Below are 16,089 nucleotides of genomic sequence, written 5' to 3'. Positions count from 1 at the left end.
TCGGTGCCCTACGGCTGGTCGACCGGCGGCGTCGTCGTGCGCGGGGACGCTGCGGCGGACGCGCCGGACTGGGCGCCCAGGAACCCGCCCAGGGCGCCGACGAGGTCGAGCCCGGTGGTCGCCTTGACGACGTCCTGCAGCTGGGTCATGTTGTTCGCGACCGACTTCGTGAGCTGGTTCGCGCCGTCGGTCGAGACCACCGTGAGGGCATCGATGTTGCCCATCGGCGCGGCCATCTCGCGGGCGATCTCGGGCAGGCGCGAGATGACCTGCGACGCGAGGGCCGCCTGGCCGAACTTGCCCTGGGCCTCGGCCAGCGCGTCGACGGCCTCGGCCTCGGCGAGGCCCTTCGCCCTGATCGCGGCAGCCTCGGCGCGACCGGCGGCCTCGACGGCGGCGGCCTCGTTCTCGGCGGCCGCGCGGGCGGCGTCGGCCAGCTGGGTGCGGCGGAACGCCTCGGCCTCGACGGCGGCGTTGGCCGCGTCGCGCTCGGCCTCGGCGTTCTGCACCGAGGCGTAGGCGGCGGCCTCGGCGGGCTGGCGCACGTCGATGTTGAGGCGCTCCTGGTTGACCTTCGCCTGCTCGGCGACGGCGATGCTCTCCTGCTCGGCGACGAGCTTGTCCTGCGTGGCGCGTGCCAGCTCGCCCGCGGCCGACGCCTCGGCGTTGGCCCGGTCGGTCTCGGCCTTGATCTGCGCCTGGCGCACGTCGAGCTGCAGCTGGCGCTCGGCCGTCTGCTGCGTGTTGCCGATGCGGGCCAGGGCCGCGATGCGCTCCGCCTCCGCCTCGGCCACGTCGGCGTTCTGCTTGGCGACCGCCGCCTCCGCGCGTCCGCGGTCGGCGAGGTACGTGCTGCCGGGCGTCTCGATCTCGCGGATGTTCATGGTCTCGATCTGCAGGCCGAGCTCGGCGAGCTCGCCCTTCGTCTCGTTCACGGCGTCCGCGGCGAGGCGCGAGAAGTTCTTGACGAGGTCGTCGACCGGCTGGCCGCCGATCAGCCCTCGGATCGAGCCCTCGAGGGACTGCTGCACGATCACGGGCAGCTGCTGCTGCTGCAGCAGGTAGCGCTGGGCCGCCCGGCGGACGCCGTCCTCGGTGCCGGTCACCTTGAAGTTGACGGTGGCCTTGACGGCCGTGCGGATGTAGTTGGCGTCGATCGCCTGCACCTCGACCGGGGTCTGGTACTGCTCGAGCGAGAGCGTGAAGCCCTCCTGGAAGATCGGCCAGACGAACGTGCGCCCGCCGATGATCACCTTCTGGGGGCTCGAGATGCCGCCGCCCTCGGAGCGCTCGGCCCCGCGGCCGACGACGATCAGCGCCTCGTTCGGCGGGACGCGGCGCACGCGGCTGGCGACGAACGACAGCAGGGCGAGCACGATGACGACGGCGACGACGACCGCGACGACGCTGGTGTTTCCGGTGATGAAGTCCACAGGGCTTCCTTCCAAGGGGCGGGGTGGTGCAGGGCTGGAGCGGTGCTGGTCGGGATGCGCCGGTGCGGCGAGGTGGCCGGCGACGGCGGGGACTGCGGGGCGACGGGCCTACGGGGCGACGGGACCCGCCGGGTCGACGGGCTCGACCTGCACCCGAGGCCCGGCCTCGGCGACGACCCGGACGCGGACCCCCCGGGCGATCGGGGCGTCGCTGTACGCGAGGCGCCGCTCGAGCTCGCGGACGTCGTCGAGGCGGACCTCGCCGCCGCTCGGCGTGGTCGCCTCGGTCGTGGTGCCGGTGAAGCCGACGGGCGACCAGTGGCCGCCGCTCTCGCGTCGGGTGACCCGGCGGACGAAGAGCTGCACGAGCACGAGCACGGCCGCCGCCACGAGCACGGCGACCATGTACGTCCAGACCGTGTCGAGACCGGCCTGGGTGGTCACGAGCCCGGCCAGCCCGAAGATCGACAGGGCGGCGCCGAGCGCGACGCCCGAGACGAGGCCGTCGCCGACGTCGAACAGGTCGAGCAGGTCGCCGACGACGATGCTGGCGAGGAGGACGACGAGCCCGACCGCCCCCACGACGATGAACGTGATCATGCGTCGAGACTGACAGGTCCGGAGGCCTCGCGCATCGCCTGCGCGGCGGAGCGTGGACGGACGGACGCCTCGCGACCCCGGGGAGGAGCGACCCGTGCCCTAGCCGAAGAGGATCGCGGCCTCGTCGTAGCGGTGCTGCGGCACGGTCTTCAGGCTGTCGAGCGCCTCCTCGAACGACACGTGCACGATGTCCGTGCCGCGCAGGGCGACCATGCGCCCCCAGCGGCCCTCGACGACGGAGTCGCTGGCCGCCATGCCGAGGCGGGTCGCGAGCACGCGGTCGTAGGAGGTGGGGGTGCCGCCGCGCTGGATGTGGCCGAGGGTGGTCGCGCGCGTCTCGATGCCCGTGCGCTCCTCGATGATCGGCGCCAGCGCCTCCCCGATGCCGCCCAGGCGCGGGCGGCCGAACGCGTCGAGGCCGCGCTCGGAGTGCGCGTCGCTCTCGTGGTCGGGCACGAAGCCCTCGGCCACGACGACCAGCGGTGCGCGCCCGCGGTCGTAGGCCGACTGCACCCACGCCACGATCTGGTCCATGCTCGTGGCCTGCTCGGGGATGAGGATGGCGTGCGCGCCGGCGGCCATGCCCGAGTGCAGGGCGATCCACCCGACGTGCCGGCCCATCACCTCGGCCACCATGCAGCGGCTGTGCGAGTCGCCGGTGGTGCGCAGGCGGTCCATGGCGTCGGTCGCGATCTGCACGGCGGTGTCGAAGCCGAAGGTGTAGTCGGTGGCGCCGAGGTCGTTGTCGACGGTCTTGGGGACGCCGACGATCTTCAGGCCGGCGTCGGTCAGGCGCTTCGCGGCCGCGAGCGTGCCCTCGCCGCCGATGGCCATGATGGCGTCGATGCCGAAGCGCTCGAGGTTCTCGGTGATGCGCTCGACCCCGCCCGCGCCCTCGAAGGGGTTGGTGCGGCTCGTGCCGAGGATCGTGCCGCCCTGCTTCGCGATGCCCTGGATCTCCTTGCGGGTGAGGGGCATGACGTCGCCGTCGACGACCCCGCGCCAGCCGTCACGGAACCCGACGAACTCCTGGCCGTGGATCTGCGTCCCCTTCAGCACCGCCCCTCGGATGACCGCGTTGAGTCCGGGGCAGTCGCCGCCGCTGGTGAGGATCCCTATCCGCATCGTGTCGCTCCGTCGCATGTCGGGCCCGGGGTCGGGCCGAGGTGCGTCCCATCATGGCGCACGGGGCTGCGTGCGCGGGTCCCTGCACCTCCGCGCCCGCACGGTCGGGAGCACGAGTCGGCGTACTACCCTCGGTGCATGACCGACCATCCCCCGCCGCGGCCCCCGTCGCCGTGGGCGAGGTTCGCACGGCCGGTGCCGGGCGAGCAGCGCGGGCAGTCCGTCGTGGGGCCCCCTCCGACCCTGCACCAGGAGGCGCGGGCCCGCCACGAGGCCGCCGTCGTCCCCGAGGCGGCCTGGCCCCCGGCCCCGGCGCCGGCTCCGTCGGACGAGGCGAGCCTCTGGGCACCGCAGCCGACGAGCTCGTCGGCCGGCGCCTCCTCGTCCTCGCCCCACGCCGCAGGCGGCCAGGGCTCGTACTTCACGTCGCTCGACGACGACGACTTCTGGGACAGCCGACCTCCCCGCAGCGACGACCCGGGACGCGGCCTCGCGATCGCCTCGGTCGTCTTCGGAGTCTTCGCCGCGCCCCTGGGCCTCGTGTTCGGGCTGGTCTCGGCACGGAGGTCGCGACAGGCGGGCCACGCCCCGACCCTGGCGCTGGTGGGCATGGTCGTCTCGGGCGTGGTGATCGTCGCGAGCCTCGTGTGGGGCATCTCCGCCCTCGACTACGTGACGCGGCTCTCGTCGACCTGTGCCCAGCTCGGCCCGGGCGACTACGTCGACGCAGACGGGCGCACGGTCACCTGCGGCTGACCGTGCGCCCGTCGGGTGCGCCGGGTGCGCGGGGCGCTGCCCTGCACCCTGACTAGAGCTGGACCGTGCCCGTGTCCGCCACGTTCTTCGGGTGACCACCGGTCAGCGCCGCCTTGGCGTACTTCAGCAGGGTCACGGCCTTCGGCTCGTTGCTGACCCAGTACTCGGCCGTGTCGACGTCGACCTCGATCAGGGCGACGGTGGGGTCGTCACGTCCCTCGTCGAACCAGGCCTCGGCGCCGGCCGTCCAGAACTCGTCGACCAGCGCGGAGTCCTTCGTCACCGACGCCTCGCCGGCGAGCGAGAGCCAGCCCTTGCCGGTCTCGACGGCGACGTTGACCTGCGGGTGGGCCTTGATGTCGTCGACCTTGGGGGAGGGGTCGCGGGTGAAGAAGTACACCTTGCCGTCGAAGTCGCGGTCGACGATCGCGAGCGGCCGGCTCACGAGGCGGCCGTGGCCGCTGCGGGTGGTCAGGATGCCGATGCGCCCGGCGTCGAGCACCTCGGCGACGCGGGAGATGTCGTTGGTCTCAGTCATGCGGGAGACGCTACGCCGGGGGCGAGGGAAGGGGTCCACCCGCGGGAGGCGCGGTGCGGGTCGCAGAGGACGACGTCGCGTCCCGCGCACGGCTCGCACACGACCAGCTGCTCGCGGCACTGCAGGTCGGAGCAGTTCTGCATCCGGCTGGTCGCCTCGCCGCAGGCGGAGCAGCGGCCGACGACGGCGGCGTGGTCGCTGAACTCGACGGACCCCCGCCGGTCGAAGACGTAGAGCGACCCCTCCCACAGGCCGTCGTCGCCGTAGCGCTCGCCGTAGCGCGCCACGCCGCCGTCGAGCTGGTAGACCCGGCCGAACCCCCGCGAGACCATCAGCGAGCTGAGGACCTCGCAGCGCACGCCGCCCGTGCAGTACGTGACGACGGTCTCGTCCTTGAGGTGGTCCCACCGGCCGCTGTCGAGCTCGGCCACGAACTCGCGGGTCGTCGCGACGTCCGGCACCACGGCGTCGCGGAACCGGCCGATGCGCGACTCGAACTCGTTGCGGCCGTCGAGGAAGACGACGTCCTCGCGCGCGACGAGCTCGTGCAGCTCCTCGGGCGTGAGGCGTGTGCCGCCGCCCACGACGCCCGACCCGTCGACGACCAGCTCGTCGGGGGCGCCGAACGTCACGACCTCGTCGCGGACCTTCACCGAGAGCCGCGGGAAGTCGTCGGCGCCGCCGTCGCTCCACTTCACGTCGAGGTCGCGGAAGGGGGCGTACTCCCGGGTCTTGCGGAGCCAGCGCTTCACGTCGGGCACCTCGCCGCCGAGGGTGCCGTTCACGCCGTGCGGCGAGAGCAGCACGCGGCCCCGGAGGCCGAGCGACTCGGCCAGGTCGCGCTGCCACAGCCGCACGGCGTCGGGGTCGGCCAGCGGCACGAACACGTAGAACAGGACGATCCTCGACACGGGCACCGGACGAGCGTAGTGGACTGCTCGGCAGGGCATACATGCACTAGTGTCAGCATCTCGTACATCACACACGAGGAGGTGCTGTGCCCGTTCCGCACGACCGCCAGACCGTCATCGAGCGCCGTCTGCACAAGGACGACGTGCACGAGACGCTGCTCGCGGCGATCACGGCCGGTGCCCTGCCCGCCGGCAGCCGTCTGCGCGACGCCGACCTCGAGTCGTGGCTGGGGGTCTCGCGCACTCCGATCCGGGCGGCCCTCGTCCGGCTCGAGCACACCGGCCTCGTCGAGACCCTGCCGCAGCGCTGGACGCGGGTCGCCGTCGCCCGCCCGGCCACGGTGCCGGCCCTGGTCGTCGCGCTGTGCGCGCTGTGGCGCGACCTCGTCGCAGAGGGGCAGGGCGTGCTCGCGCCCCACGCGGAGCACGACGCACGCCGGGCCTTCGCGCGCTGCGCGACGACCCTCGACGCCTACCGGGCCGACGTGTCGCACGACGCCGACCGGTGTCGAGCCCTCGTCGACGACGTCTTCGCCTGCGTCGCCCTGCTGCGGGGCGGCGGCGTTCCCGAGGTGGTGCGGGGCACCCTCGACGACCTCGAGTCGCGTCTGCGCCACCAGGCCGCGCTGCTCGGCCGTCGCCTCGACGCCGAGCTCGTGCGGACGGCGATCGGCGAGGCCGACGTGGCGGTCGCGACGGCCCATGCGGGCCGGCTGCGGGGCGCCCTCGACGAGCTGGCCCGCCGTGCCGCGCAGAGCTGCCCGGGCCCCTCCCCGGCACGTGGCCCCTGGTGGCGACCGTGACCCGGGCCGTGGTCGGCGACCGGGGTCACCTCGGTCGCCGGCAGCTGCTCAGCGACGACGTCTTCCGGGCGCTCCGGGACGCGGTCCTCGACGGGGTCCTCGAGCCGGGTGAACGCCTGCGCGACGACGAGCTCGTGAGGTGGCTCGGCGTGTCCCGGACCCCGATCCGCAACGCCCTCGACCGTCTCCGCGGCGCCGGGCTGGTCGAGCTCGCCGCGAACCGGTGGACCCGTGTCCGCGACCCGGACGACTCGGTGCTCGGCGACAGCGCGGCCGTGGTGGCCGCGCTGCACCGTGCCGCGGCCGTGATCGCCCTCGCGCGGCTCGACGACCGCTCCGTCGACGAGGTCTCCGTCGGTCTGGGAGCCGCGCGGCCCGTGGTGCGGCGCGGCGCGCGAGCTCCTGCGACGGTGGAGGTGCTGCGGTGCGTCGGCGTGGCCGTCGGCGGCGTCGCCGCGCGCGCGCCCGTCGAGGTGCTGGCCACGTCGTTCGCCGAGGCCGAGCTGCGCCTCGCGCACGGACTGCGATCGCGACGGTGCGTCGTCGATCTCGGCGTGTGGGACGACTTCGTCGCCTCTGCCCTGGAGTCTCTCGCTGCGCGCGACGGCGGGGCCTGGGGCGATGCCGTCGGGCAGCTGCTGCGTCGCGTCGCCGCGACGGGGCGGTGACGCAGGCCCGCCCGGGCGCCCGGTCTCACTGACCTCCGCCGCCGGGCGACGACGGGCCGTCAGGGATGGCTGCGGGCATCGATCACGAGGTCGGGAGACCGTGACGACGTGGACGGGACGACCTCGATGGCGTCGCGCAGCGACGCGCGACGGAACGCCTGCACGAGCGCGTCCGCGGTGCGGGGCCAGTCTCGGTCGTGGAGGGCCGTGCGCAGCTCGTCGAGGAGGGCGACGAGGGCCGGACGGGTCCAGTCGATCGACAGGTGGCGGCAGAGGAACGCGGCCCGGATGTCGAGCGGCTCGGCAGCTCGGCGCACGAGCGGGTTGCGGGCCAGCTCGAGGAACCCCGCGCTCGCCTGCACGAGGCCGAGGCAGGTGGGGCCCTCGTCGAGCACGGCCAAGGCCCGTTCGGCCGAGGCCCCGGCCCTCGCCGAGTCGCCGCGGGCGAGGGACCGGACGGCCTCGGCGTGCAGGACGCCGATCAGCTCGAGCGTGTCGAGCAGGTCGAGGTCGTCCGCCGTCGCCACGCAGGTCGACCGGTTCGCCTCGATCTTCACGAGGTCCTGGGACGAGAGCCGGGCAAGGGCTTCCTTGACCGGCGTCTTCGAGACCCCGAGCCAGTTCGCGAGGTCGTCCTCGAAGAGGCGCTCGCCCGGGGTCAGGGTGCCGTCGACGATGGCGTCGCGGATCGTCTCGAACGTGAGGTCGCGGAGCAGACGTCGAGGATGGCGGGTGGCGTAGGCCGGCACAGGCATGTTCCTCCAATGTGGAGTACGCAAAATATCACACGCAGGTACGCGGCCACCAGGGCTCACGGAGGCGCGGGCTACCATCGGCGGGTGGCCCTGGTCCCCGAGGCGTCCGTCGGCGCCGCCCCCCTCCGACCGGTCGAGACGGTCTACCGGCCGGCCGACCCCGTCGACGTCCGGGCGACCCTGCGGACGCTGGCGAGGGGAGCGGGCGACCCCGCCTGGCGCATCGAGGGCGAGCGTGTGTGGCGTGCCGTCCGCACGCCCTCCGGTCCCGGCACGCTGTGCCTCGCGGGCGGACGGTCCGAGGTGCGGGCGACGGCGTGGGGCCCGGGTGCCGAGTGGCTGATCGAGGGCGTCCCCGAGCTTCTCGGCCACGGCGACGACTGGGGCGGCCTCGACGTCTCCGGCAACGCCTTCCTCCGTGAGGCCCGCCGGCGGTCGCCCGGGCTCCGGCTCACCCGCGGCCGGCAGGTGGTGCAGGTGCTCGTGCCGGCCGTCCTCGAGCAGAAGGTGACGAGCACCGAGGCGTGGCGCGCCTGGCGCCAGCTCGTCCGGGCGCACGGCGACCCTGCCCCGGGGCCGGCTCCCGAGGGGATGGTCGTGCCGCCCTCAGCCGAGACGTGGCGCCGTGTGCCGAGCTGGGAGTGGCACCGGGCGGGGGTGGGGCCGCAGCGGTCCGCGACCGTGATGCGGGTCTGTGCCGTCGCCTCCTCGCTCGAGAGGGTGGTCGACCTGGGCCGAGGCGGGCCCGAGGCCGAGGCCCGGCTGCGCTCGGTGCCGGGCGTGGGCGTGTGGACGTCGGCCGAGACGACGCAGCGCGCGCTGGGCGACGCCGACTCGCCGAGCGTCGGCGACTACCACCTCCCCGCCCTCGTGGGGTGGGCGCTGATCGGCCGGCCCGTCGACGACGACGGCATGCTCGAGCTGCTCGAGCCGTGGCGCGGGGACCGCGAGCGGGTCGTGCGGCTCATCGGGGCCAGCGGCTTCTCGAAGCCGAGGTTCGGTCCCCGCATGACGATCCAGGACCACCGCCGGCACTGAGCAGCCCGGCCGGCGCGGCCGCGCCCGGGTGCGGACTAGGAGGCGCGGGCCACGACGCCGGGGTCGTCCCCCGACGCGGCGTGGTCGGGCGAGGCGGCGTGGTCGGACGAGGTCGCGTGGTCGGGCGACGCGTCGTCGCCGATGGCCTCGAGCACGCGCCGCGAGAACGACTCGAGGGTCGCGGCGTCGTCGTCCAGCGCCCCGACGAAGTAGCGCCGGATCGCGGCGGTGTGCCCCCGGGTCGCCGCGAGCATCGCCCGGCGGCCGTCGGCGGTGAGCTCGACCCAGGTGCCCCGGGCGTCGGACGCGCAGTCGGTCCGGCGCACGAGGCCGCGCTTCTCCATGCGCGTGACCTGGTGGCTGACCCTGCTCTTCTCCCAGCCGATCTGCTCGGCGATGTCGCGCACCCGCAGCCGCCGGTCGTCGCTGCGGCCGAGGCCCACGAGGATCTCGTACTCGGGCGCCGAGACGCCGGAGTCGTCGTGCAGCCTCAGCTCGAGGGCGCGGTCGAGACGCCGGCGCATCGAGTAGAAGGCGTCCCAGACGGCCCACTCGTCGTCGGAGAGTCGCTCGGCCATTCGCCCAGTGTAGGGACGGAGGTCCGGCCTATCCTCGACCCATGTCCGATGTGCGCGCCGCCGATCTCACCTCCCAGGTCGTCGACACGGTGCGACGGTGGCTGGTCGTCGCGTCCTCGGTCCCGGGCGACGCCGCGGCCGAGCGCTTCGCGGCGTTGCTCCGCGACCCCGACGGGCTCGCCTTCGCCGTGGCCTTCGCGGACCGCGTGGTGCGTCCCGAGGACCCTGCGGTGGCCGCACGGCAGCTCGACCGCCTGAGCCGGGACATGCCCGCCTCGCTGCCGTGGCAGCTCAAGGCCGCCGTCGCCGCGGGCGGCGGGTTCGGCCCGCTGGCGCCGCGCACCGTCGTGCCCGTCGCGCGGAAGGCCCTGCGGCGGCTCGTGCAGCACCTCGTCGTCGAGGCGGCACCCGACAAGCTCGGCCCGGCCCTCGCGGCCGCGGCCGACGGCGCCCGACTCGACCTCGCCCTGCTCGGCGAGCCCGTGCTCGGCGAGGCTGCCGCCCGCCGCAGGATCGAGGCGACGCGCGCGCTGCTCGAGCGGGACGACGTCCACCACGTCTCCGTTCCCGTCGCCTCCGTGGTCGGGACGGGCGCGGCCTGGGGCGCCGACGAGCGCGCCTCCGCCGCGGTCGAGGCGCTCACCCCGCTCTACGAGCTGGCGCTCGCGTCCGACCCGCCGAAGACGATCGACCTCGAGGTCGGCGAGCACCGGCACCTCGACCTCGCCATCGACGTCTTCACCCGGCTCCTCGACCAGCCGCAGCTGGCCGACCTCGAGGCGGGCATCGAGATCCAGGCCGACGTGCCCGACGCCCTGGCGTCCCTCCAGCTGCTGACCGACTGGGCTCGCGGACGCGTGGCCCGCGGCGGGGCGCCCGTCCGCGTCCGGCTGACCGTCGGCGGCGTCGCGCTCGAGGCCGTCGACGCCGCGCTGCACGACTGGCCGGTCGCGACCCACACGTCGAGGGCCGAGGCCGACGCCGCGCTCCTCCGGGTGCTCGACCACGCCCTCCGTCCGGTGTCGGCCGAGTTCGCCCACCTCGGGCTCGTCACCGACGACCCGTTCGTCGTGGCTCACGCCTGGACGCTGGCGAAGCGGCGCGAGGTGACGCAGCACCTCACGATCGAGATGCCCCTCGGCACGTCGCGGGGGCTCCTCCGGGCGGTGCGGGCCGAGGTCGGCGACCTGGTCGTGCGCGCTCCGATCGTGCAGCACGGCGACCTCGAGGCCGCGGCCGACCACGTCGTCCGTCGCCTCGCGGAGGTCGCCGCGCCGGGCTCGCCCCTCGCCGCGACGGCCGACCTCGCCCCCGAGGGGGCGGTCTTCGACCGTGAGGCCGTCCGCTACCGCGACGCCGCCGCGACGGCGGAGGCCGCGGTCGACGACGACGTGCCGCTGCCCGCGCGTCGTCAGGACCGCTCCCGCCCCCACCTCGCCGGGGCCGACCTCGACCTCGACGGTTCGTCCTCGTTCCGCAACGAGCCCGACACCGATCCCGGGCTCGAGGGCAACCGCGCGTGGGCCCGGCGCGTGCTCGCCGCCTCCCGGCGGTCGGACGCCGGTCTCGACGCGATCGAGGCCGCCCAGGTCGACGGCGACGACGGCGCGGCCCTCGTCGACGAGCTCGTGACCGACGCGGCCCAGGCCGGTGCGGCCTGGGGCCGGGAAGACCCGGCGACGCGCGCCGAGCTGCTCGAGCTCGCGGCCGACGGCGTCGCACGTCAGCGTGCCGCCCTGCTCGAGGTGCTCGTCAGCGAGACCGGCTCCGTGCTCGACGGCGCCGACCCCGAGGTCAGCGCCGCGGTCGACTCGGCGCGGCACCACGCCGGTCTCGCCCGCGCCGAGGCGGGCCTCCTCGGCGCCCGGCACGCGCCTCCTCGGCTCACGGTCGTCGTCCCCTCGTGGCGTGCGCCCCTCGTCTCCGCGGCGGAGCCCGTCCTCGCCGCGCTCGCCGCGGGCAGCGCGGTCGTGCTCTGCCCGGTGCGGGAGTCGCGCCGCACCGCGGCCGTGCTGGCCGAGGTGCTCTGGGGCGCGGGGGTGCCGCGCTCGCTGCTCGTCCTCGTCGACCTGGAGCTCGACTCGGAGGCCGGCCGCCGGCTCGTGGGCCACCCTGCCGTCGACCGGGTGCGGCTGACGGGCTCGCTCGACCAGGCGCGGCAGCTGCGGTCGTGGCGACCGGACCTCGACCTGGTCGCCGAGGTGGCCGTGGCCGCCGTCGCGGTCGTGACCCCGAGCGCGGACGCCGACCTCGCGGCGGCGGACCTCGTGGCCGGCGCCTTCCGCTTCGCGGGCCAGGCCCCGTCGGCCTCTCGCACCGCACTGCTCGTCGGCTCGGCCGCCCACGCCGAGCGGTTCCGCCGCCAGCTCGTCGACGCGGCGTCGAGCCTGCGGACCGGCTGGCCCGACGACGCGACGACGCAGGTCGGCCCGCTGATCGACCCGGCCGAGGGCGCCGTGCTCGAGGCGCTCACGGTCCTGGCGCCCGGCGAGAGCTGGCTCGTCGAGCCCCGGCAGCTCGACGACGACGGCGGCCTGTGGTCGCCCGGCGTCAAGGTCGGCGTGACGCCCGAGGGGGCGGCCCGCACCGCCGCCGCCGCCGCGCCCGTGCTCTGCCTGGTCGAGGTGGACGACCTCGACGCCGCGATCGAGCTGCAGCAGAGCCTGAGCGCCGGTGGCTCGGCCGCCCTGCACAGCCTCGACGTCGACGAGGTCGACACGTGGTTGCGACGCGTCCGGGCGGGCACGCTCGTGGTCGGGCGACCCACGTCGCCGATGGTCGTGCGTCGTCGGCCGGCCGCCTCGTGGGGGCGCTCCGCCGTGGGACTCGCGGTCGCGCCAGGCGGCCCCGACGGCCTGCTCGTGCAGGGCTCGTGGTGGCGGCTGTCGCGCGAGCCCCACCCGTCGCTGCGCCTCACCGGGGTCCCCGACGTGGTCGTGCCCGTGATCGAGGCGGCCCGGTCGTCCCTGTCGTTCGAGCAGTTCGACCGCGTCCGGTCGGGCGCGGTCAGCGACGAACGCGCCTGGCAGGCGCACGTCGGCGTGGCGCACGACGACTCCGACCTGCGGGCAGAGCGCAACGTGACGCGCTACCGGCCGCGGCCCGTGCTCCTGCGCCTGTCGTCCGACGCCGACCTGTCCGATCTCGTGCGCCTCCTCGTCGCCGCGGCTCGGGTGCGCGCGCCCGTGACGGTCAGCTCGGCCGTGCCCGTGCCGGCGTCGCTGGTCCAGCTGCTGCACTCGCCGGCGTCGCCGATGCGGGTCGGCGCCGTAGTGGTCGAGAGCGACCGGGCCTTCCTGGCCCGCGCCTCCGCCGGTCTGCTCCAGGCGCGGGAGGCGACGCACGAGCTGGACGACCTCAGCCTCCTCGCCCGTGCGACCGGGTCGCGCGACCCGGCCGCCGAGGTCGAGGGCGACGGCGACGGCGACGTCCCCCCGCCCGACGAGGTCGCGGTCGCCGCGTACCGCGACCTGCACGTGCGGCTCATCGGGGGAGACCCACGGGCCCTGGCCCGCGCGGTCGGCGGGAGCGTCGACGTCGTGGTGCACGGCGGCGACGTCACCGACGAGGGCCGGGTCGAGCTGCTGACCTTCGTGCGCGAGCAGAGCGTGACGGTCACGGCTCACCGGTCGGGGCTCGTGGACCCCGAGCTGCGCGACCTGAGGATCTGAGCGGCCCGGTGTCCGAGCCGGGCCCCCGGCCGGTCCGGCTGCCGGTCTGAGCAGCCGGCAGTCCTGGACGGCGTCTCAGCGGCCCGTCCTCCTGCCCGCGACCCCCCCGTAATTTGAGAGTGATCCGCCCCGTCGAGGGCGGTCTGCCCCGCCGGCCGCCCTCGAGACCACGGATCTCTCTCGCTTTGACCCCTCGCGCCCGTCTCCCGCGGGAAATGCCGACCGACGCGCCCGCTCAGCGCCCTCGATGCCCGGATTTCACACTATTCGGGGCGCCGCTGTCGGCATTTGCGGAGGCGGAGGCGGAGGCGGAGGAGGGGGTGGGGGCGGGGCGCCGCGGTCGGCATGTGCGGAGGCGGAGGCGGGGCGCCGCGGTCGGCTTCTGAGGAGGCGGGGGCGGAGGCGGAGGCGGAGGCGGAGGCGGAGGAGGGGGTAGGGGCGGGCGCGGCGCGGTCGGCTTCTGAGGAGGCGAGGCGGGGGTGGGCGCCAGCGCGGGTGCCGCCGGCCTCAGGCGGTGCGGCGGCTGATCAGCTTCGACAGCACGATGGCGCTGCGGGTGTGGTCGACGTTCGGGGCGTTGCGCACCCGCTCGAGCGCCTCCTCGAGGGAGGGGATGTCGCGGCTGCGCATGTGCACGATCGCGTCGGCGCTGCCCGTGACGGTGCCGGCGTCGACGACCTCGGGCACCGTGCTGAGGATGCGCTGCAGCTCGGCGGGCGAGACCGTGCCGCGGCAGAACAGCTCGACGAACGCCTCGGTGCCGAGGCCCTCGACGGCCGGGTCGACCTGGACGGTGAACCCCTTGATGACGCCGTCCGCCACCAGGCGGTCGACGCGGCGCTTGACAGCCGAGGCGCTGAGGCCCACCGACGACCCGATGTCGCCGTAGCCCGCGCGGGCGTTCTGCCTCAGCAGGTCGATGATGCCGTAGTCGAGATTGTCCACATCGGGCACTGTACGCTAATTTCTTGCGCGCAGGGTGATCTACGCGCACGATCATTGCGTAGAGAGCAGCCAATGTGCGCGTTGTCGGTGTGACACTGAACTCTGTGAGCATCGCCGCCGAGACCGTCCAGCCCTCTCCCGAGGCACCGCAGCCGCCGACCAGACGCGCGTCGCACCGCAGCGTGCTGATGTGCCGGCCCGAGCACTTCACCGTCAGCTACCGCATCAACCCGTGGATGGACCCGCAGGTGCCGACCGACACCTCGCGCGCCGTCGAGCAGTGGCAGACACTCTACGAGACCTACCTCGGGCTCGGCTTCGACGTGCAGCTGATCGACCCGCTGCCCGGCCTGCCCGACATGGTCTACTCGGCCAACGGCGGCTTCGTGCTCGACGGCAAGGCCTACGGGGCGAGCTTCACCTACCCCGAGCGCCAGCCCGAGGGGCCGGCCTACATGGAGTGGTTCGCCGCGGCCGGCTTCGAGGTGGTCGTGCCCGACGAGGTCAACGAGGGCGAGGGCGACTTCCTCCTCGTCGGCGACGTCGTCCTCGCGGGCACCGGGTTCCGCAGCGCGTCCGACTCGCACGCCGAGGTCGCCCGGATCTTCGGCCGTGAGGTCGTCGGCCTCACCCTGGTCGACCCGAGCTTCTACCACCTCGACACGGCGATCGCCGTGCTCGACCCCGAGCCCGTCGACGGCGTGCACAACATCGCCTACCTCGAGAGCGCGTTCGACGGGCCGTCGCTCGCCGTGCTGCGCGAGCGGTTCCCGGACGCCGTGCTCGTGGGCCAGGAGGACGCCTCGATCCTCGGGCTGAACTCCTACAGCGACGGCTACAACGTCGTGATCGCCGCGGCCGCCACCGGCTTCGAGCGCCAGCTGCGCGAGCGCGGCTACAACCCGATCGGCGTCGACCTGTCCGAGCTGCTGCTCGGCGGGGGCGGCGTGAAGTGCTGCACCCTGGAGCTGCGACGATGACGACCGACACGACCCGCACCTCCTCGGCCCCGGCCGCCGCCACCACCGCGGCGATCGCCGTCGAGGACGCGTCGCTGGCGCACAACTACCACCCGCTGCCCGTCGTCGTGTCGACGGCCGAGGGCGCCTGGGTGACCGACGTCGAGGGGCGCCGGTACCTCGACTGCCTGGCGGCGTACTCCGCCGTCAACTTCGGCCACGGCCACCCGACGCTCGTCGCGGCGGCGCGGGAGCAGCTCGACCGCGTCACCCTGACGAGCCGGGCGTTCCACAACGACCAGCTAGGCCCCTTCGCCGCCGAGCTCGCCGCCCTGCTCGGCAAGCAGATGGTGCTCCCGATGAACACGGGCGCCGAGGCCGTCGAGTCGGGCATCAAGGTCGCCCGTGCCTGGGGCTACCGGGTCAAGGGCGTCCGGCCCGGGGCCGCGAAGATCGTCGTCGCCGCGGGCAACTTCCACGGGCGCACGACGACCATCATCAGCTTCTCCGACGACGAGGAGGCGCGGGCCGACTTCGGTCCGTACACCCCTGGTTTCGTGACGGTGCCGTACGGCGACTCCGCCGCGCTCGAGGCCGCGATCGACGACGACACGGTCGCCGTGCTGATCGAGCCGATCCAGGGCGAGGCCGGCGTCGTCGTGCCGCCCGCGGCGTACCTGCCCGAGGTGCGTCGGATCACCCGCGAGCGGAACGTGCTCTTCATCGCCGACGAGATCCAGTCGGGCCTCGGGCGCACAGGCGCGACGGTCAGCTGCGACCTCGTCGACGTGGTGCCCGACCTGTACCTGCTGGGCAAGGCCCTCGGCGGCGGCATCGTCCCCGTCAGCGCCGTGGTCGGCGATCGTGACGTCCTCGGGGTGCTGCGGCCCGGCGAGCACGGCTCGACCTTCGGCGGCAACCCGCTCGCCGCCGCGGTCGGCCTGGCCGTGGTGCGGATGCTCGCGACCGGCGAGTGGCAGGAGCGCGCGACGCGACTCGGCACCCGCCTCCGCGACGGCCTCGAGGCCCTCGTCGGCTCGGGCGTCGTGACCGTGCGAGGAGCCGGCCTGTGGATGGGGATCGACATCGACCCGGCCGTCGGCACCGGCCGCCGGGTCTGCGAGGAGCTGATGCGCCGCGGGGTGCTCGCCAAGGACACGCACGGCTCGACCATCCGCCTCGCCCCGCCCATCGTGATCACCGAGGGGGAGGTCGACGAGCTCGTGTCGACCCTCGGCGCGGTGCTGAGCGACCTGCGCCGGGGCTGATCGCGGTCGCGGTCCCTCGCGCTGTCCTGGATGTCGGCGGG

General features: G+C 74.7%; 15 protein-coding genes. 7 read left to right on the top strand and 8 right to left on the bottom strand.

What is annotated here, in order from left to right; genetic code table 11:
- Positions 1 to 8: 8 nt before the first annotated feature.
- The 3 genes from ACZZ97_RS13710 to ACZZ97_RS13700 all read right to left on the bottom strand — a co-directional run bounded on the left by ACZZ97_RS13710 (position 9) and on the right by ACZZ97_RS13700 (position 3,158).
- Positions 9 to 1,433 (bottom strand): SPFH domain-containing protein, encoded by a 1,425-nt coding sequence (locus ACZZ97_RS13710; RefSeq protein WP_123547445.1) that lies wholly within the window; start codon positions 1,431 to 1,433, stop codon positions 9 to 11.
- Between the two features lie 108 nt (positions 1,434 to 1,541).
- Entirely contained in the window at positions 1,542 to 2,033 is a 492-nt protein-coding gene (locus tag ACZZ97_RS13705) for an NfeD family protein (protein WP_314103882.1), read from the bottom strand.
- Between the two features lie 99 nt (positions 2,034 to 2,132).
- Positions 2,133 to 3,158 carry a 6-phosphofructokinase gene (locus tag ACZZ97_RS13700; protein WP_123548256.1) on the bottom strand — a complete coding sequence of 342 codons (1,026 nt, stop codon included), beginning with the start codon at positions 3,156 to 3,158 and terminating at the stop codon, positions 2,133 to 2,135.
- Positions 3,159 to 3,296: 138 nt separating this feature from the next.
- On the opposite strand from ACZZ97_RS13700, the gene ACZZ97_RS13695 reads away from it, so the two are divergent.
- Positions 3,297 to 3,914, top strand: coding sequence for a DUF4190 domain-containing protein (locus ACZZ97_RS13695; protein ID WP_463473509.1), 618 nt, complete (start codon positions 3,297 to 3,299; stop codon positions 3,912 to 3,914).
- Between the two features lie 52 nt (positions 3,915 to 3,966).
- Here ACZZ97_RS13695 and ACZZ97_RS13690 read toward each other — a convergent pair whose 3' ends face one another.
- Positions 3,967 to 4,452 carry a pyridoxamine 5'-phosphate oxidase family protein gene (locus ACZZ97_RS13690; protein ID WP_192040530.1) on the bottom strand — a complete coding sequence of 162 codons (486 nt, stop codon included), beginning with the start codon at positions 4,450 to 4,452 and terminating at the stop codon, positions 3,967 to 3,969.
- Complete coding sequence (gene trhO / locus ACZZ97_RS13685; protein WP_463473508.1) at positions 4,449 to 5,369, bottom strand: oxygen-dependent tRNA uridine(34) hydroxylase TrhO; 921 nt, start codon at positions 5,367 to 5,369, stop codon at positions 4,449 to 4,451. Before trhO ends, ACZZ97_RS13690 begins: the two co-directional genes overlap by 4 nt.
- A gap of 80 nt (positions 5,370 to 5,449) precedes the next feature.
- Between trhO and ACZZ97_RS13680 the strand changes: the two genes are divergently transcribed.
- Both ACZZ97_RS13680 and ACZZ97_RS13675 read left to right on the top strand, forming a co-directional pair.
- Positions 5,450 to 6,166: a GntR family transcriptional regulator gene (locus ACZZ97_RS13680; protein WP_463473507.1), complete on the top strand. Its 717-nt coding sequence runs from the start codon at positions 5,450 to 5,452 to the stop codon at positions 6,164 to 6,166.
- Positions 6,154 to 6,834 carry a GntR family transcriptional regulator gene (locus ACZZ97_RS13675; RefSeq protein WP_463473506.1) on the top strand — a complete coding sequence of 227 codons (681 nt, stop codon included), beginning with the start codon at positions 6,154 to 6,156 and terminating at the stop codon, positions 6,832 to 6,834. Before ACZZ97_RS13680 ends, ACZZ97_RS13675 begins: the two co-directional genes overlap by 13 nt.
- 59 nt (positions 6,835 to 6,893) lie before the next feature.
- Here the strand turns inward: ACZZ97_RS13675 and ACZZ97_RS13670 are convergent, their stop codons facing one another.
- Positions 6,894 to 7,589 carry a GntR family transcriptional regulator gene (locus ACZZ97_RS13670; RefSeq protein ID WP_463473505.1) on the bottom strand — a complete coding sequence of 232 codons (696 nt, stop codon included), beginning with the start codon at positions 7,587 to 7,589 and terminating at the stop codon, positions 6,894 to 6,896.
- A gap of 84 nt (positions 7,590 to 7,673) precedes the next feature.
- Between ACZZ97_RS13670 and ACZZ97_RS13665 the strand changes: the two genes are divergently transcribed.
- Positions 7,674 to 8,627, top strand: coding sequence for a DNA-3-methyladenine glycosylase family protein (locus tag ACZZ97_RS13665; protein ID WP_314104524.1), 954 nt, complete (start codon positions 7,674 to 7,676; stop codon positions 8,625 to 8,627).
- A gap of 35 nt (positions 8,628 to 8,662) precedes the next feature.
- Here the strand turns inward: ACZZ97_RS13665 and ACZZ97_RS13660 are convergent, their stop codons facing one another.
- Positions 8,663 to 9,205, bottom strand: a complete 543-nt coding sequence (locus ACZZ97_RS13660) for a MarR family winged helix-turn-helix transcriptional regulator (protein ID WP_314104523.1) — start codon at positions 9,203 to 9,205, stop codon at positions 8,663 to 8,665.
- Positions 9,206 to 9,246: 41 nt separating this feature from the next.
- On the opposite strand from ACZZ97_RS13660, the gene ACZZ97_RS13655 reads away from it, so the two are divergent.
- Positions 9,247 to 12,876 (top strand): proline dehydrogenase family protein, encoded by a 3,630-nt coding sequence (locus ACZZ97_RS13655; protein WP_463473504.1) that lies wholly within the window; start codon positions 9,247 to 9,249, stop codon positions 12,874 to 12,876.
- Between the two features lie 507 nt (positions 12,877 to 13,383).
- Here the strand turns inward: ACZZ97_RS13655 and ACZZ97_RS13650 are convergent.
- Entirely contained in the window at positions 13,384 to 13,821 is a 438-nt protein-coding gene (locus ACZZ97_RS13650) for an Lrp/AsnC family transcriptional regulator (RefSeq protein WP_123547455.1), read from the bottom strand.
- 188 nt (positions 13,822 to 14,009) lie between these two features.
- On the opposite strand from ACZZ97_RS13650, the gene ddaH reads away from it, so the two are divergent.
- Together ddaH and rocD are read left to right on the top strand one after the other, a co-directional pair.
- Positions 14,010 to 14,801, top strand: coding sequence for a dimethylargininase (gene ddaH / locus ACZZ97_RS13645; protein ID WP_463473808.1), 792 nt, complete (start codon positions 14,010 to 14,012; stop codon positions 14,799 to 14,801).
- Positions 14,798 to 16,048 carry an ornithine--oxo-acid transaminase gene (gene rocD, locus ACZZ97_RS13640; RefSeq protein WP_463473503.1) on the top strand — a complete coding sequence of 417 codons (1,251 nt, stop codon included), beginning with the start codon at positions 14,798 to 14,800 and terminating at the stop codon, positions 16,046 to 16,048. Before ddaH ends, rocD begins: the two co-directional genes overlap by 4 nt.
- Positions 16,049 to 16,089: the final 41 nt, after the last annotated feature.

It is taken from the genome of Frigoribacterium sp. AC512 (genome assembly GCF_979258295.1).
This window is presented reverse-complemented; position numbering and strand designations above follow the sequence as displayed.

What these genes read in the sequence shown, in the direction of transcription:
- ACZZ97_RS13660 (WP_314104523.1), bottom strand. Translation starts at nt 9,205, where the DNA reads ATGGCCGAGCGACTCTCCGACGACGAGTGGGCCGTCTGGGACGCCTTC.
- ACZZ97_RS13690 (WP_192040530.1), bottom strand. Translation starts at nt 4,452, where the DNA reads ATGACTGAGACCAACGACATCTCCCGCGTCGCCGAGGTGCTCGACGCC.
- ACZZ97_RS13700 (WP_123548256.1), bottom strand. Translation starts at nt 3,158, where the DNA reads ATGCGGATAGGGATCCTCACCAGCGGCGGCGACTGCCCCGGACTCAAC.
- ddaH (WP_463473808.1), top strand. Translation starts at nt 14,010, where the DNA reads ATGTGCCGGCCCGAGCACTTCACCGTCAGCTACCGCATCAACCCGTGG.
- rocD (WP_463473503.1), top strand. Translation starts at nt 14,798, where the DNA reads ATGACGACCGACACGACCCGCACCTCCTCGGCCCCGGCCGCCGCCACC.
- ACZZ97_RS13695 (WP_463473509.1), top strand. Translation starts at nt 3,297, where the DNA reads ATGACCGACCATCCCCCGCCGCGGCCCCCGTCGCCGTGGGCGAGGTTC.
- ACZZ97_RS13705 (WP_314103882.1), bottom strand. Translation starts at nt 2,033, where the DNA reads ATGATCACGTTCATCGTCGTGGGGGCGGTCGGGCTCGTCGTCCTCCTC.
- ACZZ97_RS13655 (WP_463473504.1), top strand. Translation starts at nt 9,247, where the DNA reads ATGTCCGATGTGCGCGCCGCCGATCTCACCTCCCAGGTCGTCGACACG.
- ACZZ97_RS13670 (WP_463473505.1), bottom strand. Translation starts at nt 7,589, where the DNA reads ATGCCTGTGCCGGCCTACGCCACCCGCCATCCTCGACGTCTGCTCCGC.